Source organism: Actibacterium sp. 188UL27-1 (genome assembly GCF_016901225.1).
Lineage (GTDB): Bacteria > Pseudomonadota > Alphaproteobacteria > Rhodobacterales > Rhodobacteraceae > 188UL27-1.
In genome coordinates, this window is the sequence record NZ_JAFEUL010000006.1 from 112,316 (window position 1) to 125,194 (window position 12,879).

The following is a 12,879-nucleotide window of genomic DNA, read 5'->3' on the forward strand; positions in this document are numbered from 1 at the left end:
GCATATGCAACCGCGCGCCGCATTAATGATTTCAGGTTGAAAGGCCGGTCGCAGGTCCCTCGTATCGCAAAGGTCCTGTGGCGGAGCGACAGGGATTCGAACCCTGGAGACGGTCTCCCGCCTACACACTTTCCAGGCGTGCGCCTTCGACCACTCGGCCACCGCTCCGTGACGGGCGGTGTAGCCCCAATCGGGCTGCGCTGGCAACCCTTTAAGCGCTTTGTTCGGGTCAGAAAACCCGGAACGACGCCACAAATGGCAAGTGGTCCGAGACCTCGTCGCGGAACCTCTCCCGCCCCATGTCCAGCGTCCAATGCATCGGGAACAACAGCAAGGAGCCGCGAACATAATCGGTTGAAAACGTTCGGGAAACTGCAAAGCCATCCAACAGGTTCGCACGCCCTTTTTCCAGGATATGAGAAAACCGGTCCTGCAGATCCCAGCTTGACACGAAATCCATCACGTCATCACCGCCCAGCAGGTGGAAATTTGATACATCCTGTCCCGGTATCATGTTGAAATCCCCCATCAAAACCAGAGAACGGCGGCCCAGGGGCGGCGTGTCCCGCACCTCCGTCAGCCAGCGCCCGATCACGTCGCACTGGCTGTCACGGATCCTCTGCTCGGGTCGGTCGCGGCCCGACTTCAGATGAACACCCACGACAATGGCGTTCAACCCCCGGGCCTTCACATCCACCGCGATGGCCCGGCGCCCGCTGCTATAGGTCCCCTCGGATCCTTCGATAAATCGCGGATTGCCGACCTCGACCCCCGACTTGTGGAGAAAACCGATATGGAGCCCGCTTTCGGGTTGTTCGAGGATGGTGTGGTTATACGTGACCCCGTAATCCTCCCGGATCTTGCTGGCCAGCAGCTCGATATGGTTCAGGGGAGAAACCTCGACCAGGCATATGAATTCGGCATCCAAAAGCGCCAGACCTTCGGCTTGCCGCGCGGCCTTTGTGCTGTCGGGCCGGATCCCCTGACCGTCCAGGGAAAATCCGGCAAGGTTCCAGACCGCAAACCGGATCGTGGCGTGATTGAAATCAGACATAGACGATCTCCTGCTTCAATTAATTCAATGATAGCAAGGGGATGTGACAGTTGTATATGCTGGAGTTACCCCACGAGGTGAAGGTTCACGCGGCGGTTTTCCCGCCCTTTTTTCTCCAACTTGCCTAGGCGGATCCGGCCAATCTCGGCCGTGCTGGCCACATGGGTGCCACCGCAGGGCTGCAGATCGACCTGGCTCTCCCCCGCCCCGATGCGTACCAGACGGACCCGGCCAGCCCCCATGGGCGGCTTCACAGACATCGTCTTGACCAGCCCCGGATTGGCCTCCAATTCGGCGTCAGAGATCCAGCTTTCGGTGACAGGCAGGTCCCGGTCGATCAACTCCTGCAAGGCGGCCTCCACCGCGCCCTTGTCCTCCAGCGGCTCGGGCATGTTGAAGTCCAACCGACCCTTTTCTGCCGTGATCGCCCCACCGGAAACCGGCAGCGGGATGACGACCGACAGCAGGTGCAACGCCGTGTGGATCTTCATATGCGCATAGCGGCGATCCCAGTCCAGCGCCTGGCGCAGGTTGGTGCCAACAGCGGGCAAGGGCGCAGGTTCCGCAGGCACCAGAACAATCGTGTCGCTGTCGCCTTTCACGGTGGTCGCAATCTCGATCTGGCCGCCCTCCCAATGGAGGATACCACTATCGCCCGGCTGACCGCCGCCTTGGGGATAAAAGATCGCCGCTTCCAGGATTAGGCCACCTTCGGCCGTTTGGCCAATCACCGTCCCCTCCCAGTCGCGCATATACGGATGTTCCAGAAACAGCTTTTGGGTCATGACGACCCCTCCGTCATTGGGGGAAGGGGCGGACCAATGGGCCCGGCCTCCGGTTGGCCGCGCAGGGTTTCGGGGTTACGCAACCAGACATCTCGCTGGGCAAACGGAATCTCGATCCCCTCTGCCGTGAACCGTTCGACGATGGCGTGGTTCAGGTCGGTCTGGGTCCCGAGTTTGAAATTCACGTTGCGCAGGATCACCCGCATCTCAAAATCCAGGCTATCTGCGCCGAACCCCGCAAAAACGATCAAGGGAGGGGGCTTGATGATCACCATCGGATGATCCTCGGCAATCTCCTGCAGGATCGCCTGCACCTTGCGCGTATCGGTGCCATAGGCAACGCCGACCGGGATGATCAGGCGCCCTGTCAGGTTGGTCTTGGTCCAGTTGGTCACGTGGCTGGCAATAAGATCGGCATTCGGCACGATCACGTCCGTGCGGTCGAAGGTTTCGATCCGGGTGGAGCGGACCGAGATGCTGCGCACCGTCCCCATCACGCCGCCAACCTCGATCCAGTCCCCTTCGCTGACCGGGCGTTCGATCAAAAGGATGATGCCTGAGACAAAGTTCGACACGATGGTTTGCAGGCCAAAGCCGATGCCCACTGACAAGGCCCCGGCCACGATGGCCAGACCGCTCAGGTCAATCCCAGCTGTCGTGATCGCCAGAAGCGCTGCCAGGAAAATGCCCACATAACCCACGCCAGAGATCGCCGCCGTCTGGCCACCGGGATCGATGCGCGTCTTGGGCAGGATCGTGTTGCGCAAGGTGCCCTGGATGATCCGCGTCAGCAGGAAACCAACGGCGAAAACCGCAACGAATGTCAGGAAATTGGCGGGACTGATCCGTGTTTCGCCAAATGAGAACCCTTCGAGGAAAGTCGCCCAAAGCTCTGTCAGGTCCGCGACCCGCGCGCCCCAGCTGAGCGCCAGAAATGGCAAGGCGATCAGGACCAGAAGCATCCCCGTGAGGACAGGGAACAGGCTTTCCGACAACCGCTCCCGATTACCGGTGAGGGCGGCATACAGTTCAGTCAGGACACGGTTGGCGACCAGCACGATGGAAAAGGCGCCAATCGTCTCCACCAGCGGTGGCAGCAGCGCATTGGCGGCAACAGAATACCCGATTGCTGCGGCCACGACACCCAGCACCGACAACACCATCATGATCTTGCCAAAGACACCGATCACCCGGTCGCGGTAGCCCAGTTCTGCAGGCCCCTCCTGATGTTCGGCGGGCTCCTCGCGGGAGACGGGCTCTGACAACAAGCGCCCCAACCGGAAGCTGAACCAACCGGCTAAAAAGAGCGCGGGGAAGAACAAGATAACCTCAATATCCTCGTCCGCCCCCACCGGTGGAACCAGGAATACCGCCAGGGACACGGCCATCGCCGCAATGCCCAACCCGTAAAACGCGCGGCGCGCCGCAGGCCGGCGATCCTCCGCGATGGGCAGAAAGGGCCTGTCGAGCGGCGTCCGCGGGAACAGGGTATTGGCCAGCCATGACGCCACGACCATCGAGACCAAGGCGTCAAACAGCGCCTCCAGCAGCCGGTCGGTCACGGGGGCTATGGCACCGGTCGCCGTTACGGCGGCGATCAACATGCCGCCGCCGATCATGGGCAGGAACAGCCCAAGGCTCGACGCCAGGGTCTCCGCCAGCCAATGCCAGGTATCAGCCGTCAGCTCCCGCGCCTTGCGCTGCGCCCGAAAGCTCCAGCGCCGCGCCCGCAGCAGGAACAGGATGCCAAGGGCCGTCAGCCCGATGATGACAGGCAGACGTGACAGGCCCACAGCGCGATTGGCCGGTGACGAAAAGAACCGCGTCCATTCCTGGCCGAGATCCCGAAAGGTGGTTTGCAGCGCCAGCAGCGCAGGTTCCCAATGGACCGGGTTCAGCGGCGACGGGCCAAGGTTGAATAGATCCTCCGCCTGGCGCGCGCGAATGATCCCGTCAATCTCCCGGATCAGGCCGCCCGCACGGCTAAAGGCCTCCTCGGCGCGAATGACCGGCGCGCGCAGGTCGGCAAGCTGTGTCTCCAACTGCTCCCGCCTGAGGGCAAGTTCATCCGCCTCAGTCTCGCCTTCCTCCGGCGCGGGGCCCAATGCCTCTATCTGTTCGTCGACGGTGCGGATCCGGGTCTGGTTGGTGTCCTGCGCCTCAAGGAACCGCGCCCGCCACTCCGCCAGGTTTTCCCGCAGCACCTCCAGCGCGGCGTTGGAGGCCCGGCCAGCCGCCACCACCCCTTCGGCGCGTTGGGCGACGTTGTTCCACTCCTCATAATCGATCTCGCCCGTGTTCTGCGCCCAGGCCGTGACACCGGCACAGACGATCAGCAAAATCAGGCAAAGACGGTAGAAAAACGCCCTCACGCTTCGAACACCGCCGGGATATCTGATCGCGTCTGCGTCATGAAATTGGGTAAGGGTAGGCCCTTTTCCTCAAGAAACGCGCGATTGAAGATGCGCGACTGATAGCGGGTGCCGTAGTCGCACAGGATGGTTACGATTGTGTGCCCCGGCCCCATCTCGCGCGCCATATGCATGGCACCTGCGATGTTGATCCCGGTCGAGCCGCCCATGCACAGCCCCTCATGCTCAAGCAAGTCGAAAACGATGGGCAGCGCCTCTGCATCCGATATCCGGGTGACGAAGTCCGGTGTGAGCCCATCAAGATTGGCGGTGATGCGCACCTGCCCGATCCCTTCGGAGATAGAGGAGCCTTCGGATTTCAATTCCCCATCGGTGTAATAGCTGAACAAAGCCGCGCCATGGGGGTCGACCAGTCCGATCTTGACCCCCTTGCTCTGCAGCGCCATGGCAACCCCGGTCAGCGTGCCGCCCGACCCGCAGGCACAGATGAAACCATCGACCTTGCCGCCGGTCTGTTCCCAGATCTCGGGGCCCGTCGTCTCGATATGCGCCTGACGGTTGGCGGTGTTGTCGAACTGATTGGCCCAGATCGCGCCATTGGGTTCCGTCTGGGCAAGTTCAGCCGCCAAACGGCCGGAATAGCGGACAAAGTTGTTGGGGTTGCGGTAGGGCGCAGCCGGAACTTCGACCAGATGCGCACCGGCCAGGCGCAGCATGTCCTTTTTCTCGTCGCTCTGGGTTTCGGGGATGACGATGACGGTCTTGAATCCCATCGATGCGCCCACCAGCGCCAGACCGATCCCGGTATTGCCTGCGGTTCCTTCCACAATGGTCCCGCCCGGTTTCAGATCCCCGCGGGCGACGGCATCGCGGATGATGAACAACGCCGCGCGATCCTTGACCGACTGGCCCGGATTCAAAAACTCGGCCTTGCCGAGGATCTCGCATCCCGTCGCCTCGCTCGCTGCGCGCAGACGGATGAGGGGCGTATTGCCCACGGCAGCGGCAAGATCGGTTCGGATTGTCATGGCGGGCCCTTCTCATCTGGTCGGACCTGACTATCGGCGCCGACTGTGATGTCAACTGTCCCGAAGGCTATCGCGCAGCCGCGCCAGATGCAAAGCGGACAGGTTCAGCGATGCGTTCCCGATCTCCCCGCTGTCGAGAAGATCCATCATCTGGCTGAAACTGACCAGATGACTGCGAATATCCTCACCCTCATCGGCCAACCCACCGATGCCCGCCGCCGTGTCGGGCAAATCCGCAATGCCGATGAAAGAATGCAGATATTCGGTGATCGCCCCGGGCGATGGGTAATAATTGCCAATCGGGATCAGGTCTTTCAGATCCAGCCCCGCCTCCTCCCGCGTTTCACGGCGAGCCGCCTCTTCGGGCGTCTCCCCGGGGTCGATGCGGCCCGCAATGGCCTCCAACAGCCAGGGCTGCGCATCGCCGCGGGCCATGGCACCGGCGCGAAACTGTTCGATCAACAGGACCCGGTCGCGCACCGGATCATAGGGCAACACCGTCGCCGCATCGGCAGACACAAAAATGGCCCGGTGGATCGGATCAACCTGACCACCGTCAAAGGCACGGTGGGTGAGCGTGTATTCTTCAATCGCAAAGAAACCGATATAGGGCGTGGTCTTGTTCTGGACTATCACATCATGGGGAGCCGCGCGGCAGCGGAGCATGGTTGGCGCGGTCTGATGTGCATTCAACCGGGCCTGGGCGCGCACGCGGATTGACGGAAAGCGAGCCACAATTTGCTGAGGATCCGCGTGGCCATAGGCGTTCATCACCTCCTCGGCGGCCAACAGTGTCAATTCCCCCCACCTCTTTGCCCAGACGTCCAGATCCCAAAGGTCAGCAGGCACCCAATTCGCAGTCTCGGGCCAGTAGATCCGGGCATTGACGTCCCGGGGGCCGACCCGGACCGTCACAGGCCGCAATATGTAATCAAATCCGGCTTCGTAGAAATCCAACCGGGCCACGTCTTCGGGGGTCAGACCCCGAACCAACACGCCTTCGACAATGTGGCCAGGACACAACCGTACCATCGGGAAAATCTGATTTTCAACGGCATGAACGGCGTGGTCCGGAAGGTCTGCTGCCACGACCTCACCTGCGAAATCCTTACCCAGAACCAACTTCAATAACGGGCCGTACCGCAATGTTCCATAAAGAAAAAGCGGAGCGATACCCGTGTCGTCAGGCAAACCGCTCCGCGCTCCATTCGGCTAGAAAGCCGCTCAGAATACCGCCCACCAACAGGATAATCGGACCTTGCATATCCGTGCCCATCAACAACCCGTATTCCACGATCATGGCCATCATGTCAGTCAGGGCCTGCATGGGCCCGTCATATCGCAACCGGGTGGAGAGTACGATCATTTCGTAACAAGACCACAAAAGCAGCGCAAAGAACAACAGCGTGCAGGATGTGCGCACACCTGTGCCCGCGGCAGAGTAATACCCCTTGCCGACCATACGCCCCAGCACCAGCCAGCCGCACAGAAACCCGATGAAGGAGTTCAGCGGGATAAGCATCCCCACCTGGGTCCCTTCGGGCAATAGCGGGATGAAGACGGATGACGCAAACATCGCAACCAACGCGAAGGCGATCCCAGAAACGAGTTTGGCAAATGTGGGCATGTCGAGGTCTAGCTTGGTTTTGTCACGGTAATTTGCGTTACATCACAATTTCCCGACGAAAATGTGGCAGCGCAGGAGGTGAGGTAAAAATTCCACATCCGACGAAATCGTTCATCAAATCCCATGGCAGATACCTCATCCCACCGCGCATTGAACGCTTCATGCCAGCGGCGCAGCGTCAGATCGTAGGATGGCCCGAACTCAACGGAATTGCGAATGGCCAGCCCGGCCGTCTCGATCTCCGCGCGCAGGGCGTTAGGGCTGGGCAGCATTCCTCCGGGAAAGATGTATTTCTGAATGAAATCAACGCCTTTTCGGTACATCTCCCACCGTCGTTCCGCAACTGTGATGATCTGTAGCGTGGCATTGCCCCCGGGCTTCAGGCGCTGGTGTAGGCTGTCGAAATAGGTCGGCCAGTATCGTTCCCCTACAGCCTCGAACATCTCGATACTGGCAACACCGTCATAGGTGCCGCGTTCGTCGCGGTAATCTTGCAGCTTGATCTCGACCAGGTCTTCGAGGCCCAGCCGCTTCATCCGGGCGACGGCGAAATCATATTGGGCCTGGCTGATTGTCAGACCGGTGACCCGCAAGCCGCGTTCGGCGGCAGCATATTCGGCAAACCCGCCCCAGCCACATCCGATCTCCAGTACATGATCCCCCTCACGGGCACCCATCTCATCAACCATGCTGGCATATTTCAGGGTCTGGGCGCGTTCCAGGCTCTCCTGCCCCGTCTCAAATTTGGCAGAGGAATAGGTCATGGTGTCATCCAGCCACAGACCGTAGAACTGGTTACCCAGATCATAGTGGTACGAGATGTTCTTGCGCGCCTGATTGCGGGAGTTTGAGTTCAACCAGTGCCGCATCCGTTCATAGGTCTGCACAAAGAACAGACCGGGGAAGCCATCATAGATCGCGTCATTGTCGTGATGGATGAAATCCATAAAGGCCTGAAGGTCGGGTGTCGACCACCAGTCATCCAGATACGCTTCGCTGAACCCCATATGGCCATCCCGGATCAGCCGCGCGAAAAGATCCTCATTGTGAACATCCATCTTGGCGATTGGGCCGGGCTTGCTGCCTTCATTACGAAAGATCCGCCCATCTGGCAGCACGATGTCCAGCCTGCCGAAATCTGCCTTGTCTGCCTGTTGAAATGCCGCCGCAAAGTACCGCGGGAGATTTGCCTCTCCCTTTACGGTCGTTTTGATCATCGTCGTTCCCCCTGTACGCACAAGGCGTTAGCGCACGCCCCTCACCTAAACTGATACTAACCGCATCGGTTATCGGATCAAATGGAACACGGAAATAATCGCGCAGCCGGCGTGTTTTCCAGCTTTGGGTAAGATCAACGGCTGACTGTGCCGCGTGATGGCCCGTGGATGGGCCATCACCGGTCCGTCAACCGGTGATCAGGCGGCCGGCATGCGGCTTTCGACCATCTGAGCGTACCAGGAGCATCCGGCCGGAATCGCATCATCATTGAAGTTGTATTCGGGGTGATGAACATTCGCCGTATCACCGTTGCCGACCAAGATGTAGGCGCCGGGCCGCTCTTCCAGCATAAACGCGAAATCCTCTCCGCCCATGACAAGCGGTGCCTCGTCGCATGCGCCCGCCACCTCGCGCGCGGCATCGGCGGCAAATTCGGTATATGTGTCGTGATTGACCATCACCGGGTAGCCGCGGTGATACGTCACTTCGGCGACGCCGCCAAAAACTGCCGCAGTCTGCTGTGAGATTTCGGTCAGGCGTTTTTGGGCCAGGCTCCGCATGTCGCGCGACAGGGTCCGCACGGTCCCTTTCAAATGAACTTTCTGGGGGATCACGTTGAACGCCTTTGACGATGTCTCCACCGATGTGACCGAGACCACGACCTGATCAATCGGGTCGGCATTGCGACTAACGATCGTTTGCAGGGCCAAAACCAGATGGCTGGCCATCACCGTGGTATCAATGGTCTCATGGGGTTTGGCCGCATGACCGCCCCGCCCCTCCAGATAAATGTCGAACTGATCCGTGGCGGCGAAAAACGCACCGGGCCGGATGGCAAAGGATCCCGCCGGGCGTCCGGGCCAATTATGCATGCCATAGACTTCCTGGATGCCAAATGTCTGCATCATGCCATCTTCGCACATCTCGCGACCGCCACCGCCGCCCTCTTCGGCGGGTTGGAAAATGACGACGGCCGTGCCATCGAAATTCCGGGTCTCAGCCAGATATTTGGCAGCCCCCAGCAGCATTGCCGTGTGGCCATCATGCCCGCAAGCATGCATCACCCCCGGTGTGGATGAGGCATACTCCACCCCCGTCTCCTCCTCGATTGGCAAGGCATCCATATCAGCCCGCAACCCGATCACCCGTTTTGCGGTGTCGGTCCGCCCTCGAATGACCCCGACGACGCCGGTCCGTCCAATGCCGGTCACAACATCATCGCAGCCGAATTCCTTTAGCTTATCGGCCACCAAGGCACTGGTGCGGTGGGTGTCGAACAGAAGTTCGGGATGGGTGTGAATGTCGCGGCGCCAGGCTGTGATATCGGGCAGAAGTTCGGCGAACCGGTTTTTGACGGGCATTGGAAATCTTTCATTGTGACTTGGTCGAAAAATGGGGTGATTGCGGGTCACAGGCAAGGGCGGGGCCCGGTATTTCGCTGACCACGCGACCACGCGGCGCACCATTATTGATGCGACCGCCGTTATGGGTTGGGCGATTTGTTACTGGCGCAACTCATTCACCAGTTTTTCCATAAACGCCTGGCCCGCATTGAATTGCGCAACCGTGATATATTCATCGGGCTGATGCGCCTGGGCGATATCGCCCGGCCCACAGACAGCCACCGAATACCCGCGCTCCTGAAACTGACCGGCCTCTGTCCCGTAGCTGACGGCGTGGGAGGCATTGTCACCGGTCAGTCGCCGGATCATCGTTTCGGCACGGCCGTCCTGCTCCGGCTTTAAAGCGGGCACCTGGAAATATTCGTCAACGACAAACCCGGCATCAGGGGCGATGGCTTTCATCTCGGCCTCCTGCCGGGCGATCTGGGCATACATCTCTGCCCGCCACTGATCGGCGTCTTCGTCAGGGATGATGCGGAAATCCAGACCAAATCGACATTCGGCCGCCGTAATGTTGTGGGCCGTGCCACCCGTGATCGTCCCAGAATGAACGGTGGTCCAAGACGGCTCAAACATCGCGGCGACATCACTCGGTGTGGCTGCGCGGTTGCGTGCGTTCTGGGCATTGGCCCAGTCGATCAGGCGCGCGCCCTCCATGATGGCGGACACGCCGGTATGCATGATCGATGAATGTACCTCAAAACCGCGGGCAGTAATATGGCAGCCGAAACCTCCCTTGTGACCTGTGACACACGTCAGCTCTGACGGCTCCCCCACGATCACCGTATCACCCCGCGGCATGTCCGATTGCAGCATGTGATCAATCATGGGAGGCGCGCCAAGGCAGCCGACTTCTTCATCGTAGCTCAGGGCGATCTGCAGGGGCCGGTTAACGTCTGAACGAGCGGCCTGCGCCATCGCCCAAAGCGCCAGTGCGTCAAACCCTTTCATATCGGTAGTGCCACGCCCGTAAAGGCGCCCATTCCGTTCGACCACGGTAAAGGGATCACTGGTCCAGTCCTGCCCATCGACCGGGACCACATCGGTATGGCCCGACAATACAACCGCGCCCGGCTCCATGGGGCCCACATGGGCATAAAGCGCCGCCTTGTCGCCGGCCCGGTTGTACACCCGATTGGCGGCAATCCCGTGGCCGTCCAGCCACCCTTCGACCCAGTCGATCAGGTCAAGATTGCTGTCGCGCGACACGGTAGGAAATGACACCAACTTGTCGAGCAATGTCCGCGGCGTATCGATCTGCCCCATGGGATTCCTTTTCATTGTCGATCGCATACCTGTGGCGCAGACTGCGTTGGGTCAAGGACAGTTTGGCGTAAGAATGCCGCATGATTAAGCACATGCCCCCTCCAAGGCACTGACGTAGAGGAAATTATTGCCCCCGATTTATTCTATGATAACCTCTTGAGCATCCACGGGATCGCTTTGGGCGACCTTGCACCCGTGAGCTGCGATCCACGAGGGGGACAAGGCTTGGTGCCGCAAAACTGCGTCGAACAGATCGACGGTCCGGGCAACCGGCCCCCGCAAGATGGATCAACCGTCTCAACGGACCAACCGATGGTGCATCAGCGCCAAGACGGACGAACACCAACAACGGAGAAATCAATGACCCTTAAAACCGCCCTTTTGGGGGCTGTAGCAGCCATTGCCATCGCGCCGGCTGCGTTTGCCGATGGGCATTCGGGCGAGCGCGGCCGCGACGGAAATGTCAGCATCATCTATTGGCAGGCACCGTCGATCCTGAACCCCTACCTTTCGGGGGGCACGAAGGATCAGGAAAGCGCATCGCTGATCATCGAACCGCTCGCCCGCTACGACGAAACCGGCATTCTGACACCCTGGTTGGTGACCGAGGTACCGACCCTGGAAAATGGCGGCATCTCCGAGGATCTGACCAGCGTCACCTGGAAAATCGCACCGGGTATTACCTGGTCTGACGGTACGCCCTTCACATCGGCTGACGTCAAGTTCACCGCGGATTACTGCATGGATCCGGAAGGCGGCTGTGCGCAGTTGACGAAATTCGAAGGGGTGTCTTCCGTCGAAACGCCGGACGAGATGACCGTGGTGATCAATTTCGACAAGCCCACACCCAACCCCTACGGTCCCTTCACGGGCGCAGAGGTGCCGGTCCTGCAGGCCGCGCAGTTCGCCGATTGCATGGGCGCCAAGGCACCCGAATGCACCCAGCAGAACTTCAACCCCCTGGGCACCGGTCCGTTCAAGGTGACAGAGTTCAAGCCCAATGACGTAATCACCTTGGCAGCCAACGAAAACTACCGCGAAGAGGGCAAACCGGCCTTCGCCAGTGTCACCTTCAAAGGTGGCGGCGATGCGACAGCGGCAGGCCGCGCCGTGATGGAAACAGGTGAGTTCGACTATGCCTGGAACCTGCAACTCGCCCCCGATGTCATCGCCGAGATGGAAGCAGGCGGCAAGGGCGTCCCGGTTGCAGCCTTCGGCCCGCTGGTCGAACGGATCATGGTGAACAACACCAACCCCGATCCGGCACTTGGCCCCGATGAACGCGCCGTCGTGCGCCCGCATCCATCCCTGGGCGACCCGGCTGTGCGCAAGGCGCTGAGCCTCGCCATCGACCGGCCGCTGCTGGTCGAAATTGGCTATGGACAGGCCGGTAAGGTCACCTGCAATCTGGTGCCTGCGCCCGAGATCTACAATTCCACGACCTTCGACTGCTCGACCCAGGATCTGGACGCGGCCAACAAGCTGCTGGATGATGCCGGTTGGGTCATGGGCGGCGACGGTGTGCGTGCCAAGGATGGCGTGCGCCTCAGCTACCTCTACCAGACCTCAACCAATGCCGTGCGTCAGGATTTCCAGGCGCTGATCAAGGATTGGTGGAGCCAGATCGGCGTTGAGGCCGAACTCCGCAATGTCGATGCGTCTGTCTTCTTCGGCGGCGATCCGGGTTCGCCCGATACATTCCAGAAATTCTATGCGGATCTGGAAATGTACGCCAACACCTTCAACGGCACCGATCCCCAAAGCTACCTGGGCAACTATCTTTGCGACAAGGCGCCCTCTCCCGCCAGCCAATGGCAGGGTGAGAATATCAGCCGGTATTGTGACGAGGCCTATGATGCCCTGCATAAGACCCTGACCGAGACCGCCGATCCCGATGAGCGAGCCAAGATCGCGATTCAACTCAACGACATGCTGATCGAAGCGAATACCCTGATCCCGCTTGTTCACCGTGGTCGTCTGTCGGCCCATGCCAACTCGCTGGGGGGCGTCAAGCTAAACGTCTGGGACAGTGAGTTGTGGAACGCATCTGACTGGTACCGCATCAAAACCAACTGATGCAGCGTGGCGGGGCCCAGATCGCCCCGCCAAAAACTCGGGGCCCGGGG

Annotated in this window: 10 protein-coding genes and 1 tRNA gene; 1 reads left to right on the forward strand and 10 read right to left on the reverse strand. The window is 60.2% G+C overall.

The genetic code is table 11. The features are described from left to right. Positions 1-78 precede the first annotated feature (78 nt). The 10 genes from IU397_RS10125 to argE all read right to left on the reverse strand — a co-directional run bounded on the left by IU397_RS10125 (position 79) and on the right by argE (position 10,753). Positions 79-168, reverse strand: a tRNA-Ser gene (locus IU397_RS10125). A 61-nt stretch (positions 169-229) separates the two neighbouring features. Further along, complete coding sequence (locus tag IU397_RS10130; protein ID WP_204413032.1) at positions 230-1,054, reverse strand: GMP synthase; 825 nt, start codon at positions 1,052-1,054, stop codon at positions 230-232. 65 nt (positions 1,055-1,119) lie between these two features. Beyond that, the gene (locus IU397_RS10135; protein ID WP_204413033.1) at positions 1,120-1,839 is read right to left on the reverse strand and encodes an alanyl-tRNA editing protein; all 720 of its coding nucleotides are present in this window, start codon (positions 1,837-1,839) and stop codon (positions 1,120-1,122) included. Next, positions 1,836-4,211 carry a DUF3772 domain-containing protein gene (locus IU397_RS10140; protein WP_204413034.1) on the reverse strand — a complete coding sequence of 792 codons (2,376 nt, stop codon included), beginning with the start codon at positions 4,209-4,211 and terminating at the stop codon, positions 1,836-1,838. The genes IU397_RS10135 and IU397_RS10140 overlap by 4 nt, the downstream gene beginning before the upstream one ends. Beyond that, entirely contained in the window at positions 4,208-5,239 is a 1,032-nt protein-coding gene (locus IU397_RS10145; RefSeq protein ID WP_204413035.1) for a cysteine synthase A, read from the reverse strand. Before IU397_RS10145 ends, IU397_RS10140 begins: the two co-directional genes overlap by 4 nt. Before the next feature lie 51 nt (positions 5,240-5,290). Further along, positions 5,291-6,430 (reverse strand): NUDIX domain-containing protein, encoded by a 1,140-nt coding sequence (locus IU397_RS10150; protein ID WP_204413036.1) that lies wholly within the window; start codon positions 6,428-6,430, stop codon positions 5,291-5,293. Next, on the reverse strand, positions 6,423-6,866 hold the full coding sequence (locus IU397_RS10155; protein ID WP_204413039.1) for a TrgA family protein: 444 nt from the start codon (positions 6,864-6,866) through the stop codon (positions 6,423-6,425). Before IU397_RS10155 ends, IU397_RS10150 begins: the two co-directional genes overlap by 8 nt. 8 nt (positions 6,867-6,874) lie before the next feature. After that, positions 6,875-8,083 carry a cyclopropane-fatty-acyl-phospholipid synthase family protein gene (locus IU397_RS10160; RefSeq protein WP_204413040.1) on the reverse strand — a complete coding sequence of 403 codons (1,209 nt, stop codon included), beginning with the start codon at positions 8,081-8,083 and terminating at the stop codon, positions 6,875-6,877. Positions 8,084-8,281: 198 nt separating this feature from the next. Next, entirely contained in the window at positions 8,282-9,445 is a 1,164-nt protein-coding gene (locus tag IU397_RS10165; protein ID WP_204413041.1) for a M20 aminoacylase family protein, read from the reverse strand. Between the two features lie 141 nt (positions 9,446-9,586). Continuing rightward, positions 9,587-10,753 (reverse strand): acetylornithine deacetylase, encoded by a 1,167-nt coding sequence (argE, locus tag IU397_RS10170; protein WP_204413045.1) that lies wholly within the window; start codon positions 10,751-10,753, stop codon positions 9,587-9,589. 360 nt (positions 10,754-11,113) lie between these two features. Between argE and IU397_RS10175 the strand changes: the two genes are divergently transcribed. Beyond that, positions 11,114-12,829, forward strand: coding sequence for a peptide ABC transporter substrate-binding protein (locus IU397_RS10175; protein WP_204413047.1), 1,716 nt, complete (start codon positions 11,114-11,116; stop codon positions 12,827-12,829). The last annotated feature ends 50 nt before the right edge of the window (positions 12,830-12,879 follow it).

Excerpts from the sequence above, each read along its gene's own strand:
- IU397_RS10130 (WP_204413032.1), bottom strand. The coding sequence starts at position 1,054 with ATGTCTGATTTCAATCACGCCACGATCCGGTTTGCGGTCTGGAACCTT.
- IU397_RS10135 (WP_204413033.1), bottom strand. The coding sequence starts at position 1,839 with ATGACCCAAAAGCTGTTTCTGGAACATCCGTATATGCGCGACTGGGAG.
- IU397_RS10145 (WP_204413035.1), bottom strand. The coding sequence starts at position 5,239 with ATGACAATCCGAACCGATCTTGCCGCTGCCGTGGGCAATACGCCCCTC.
- IU397_RS10155 (WP_204413039.1), bottom strand. The coding sequence starts at position 6,866 with ATGCCCACATTTGCCAAACTCGTTTCTGGGATCGCCTTCGCGTTGGTT.
- IU397_RS10160 (WP_204413040.1), bottom strand. The coding sequence starts at position 8,083 with ATGATCAAAACGACCGTAAAGGGAGAGGCAAATCTCCCGCGGTACTTT.
- IU397_RS10165 (WP_204413041.1), bottom strand. The coding sequence starts at position 9,445 with ATGCCCGTCAAAAACCGGTTCGCCGAACTTCTGCCCGATATCACAGCC.
- argE (WP_204413045.1), bottom strand. The coding sequence starts at position 10,753 with ATGGGGCAGATCGATACGCCGCGGACATTGCTCGACAAGTTGGTGTCA.
- IU397_RS10175 (WP_204413047.1), top strand. The coding sequence starts at position 11,114 with ATGACCCTTAAAACCGCCCTTTTGGGGGCTGTAGCAGCCATTGCCATC.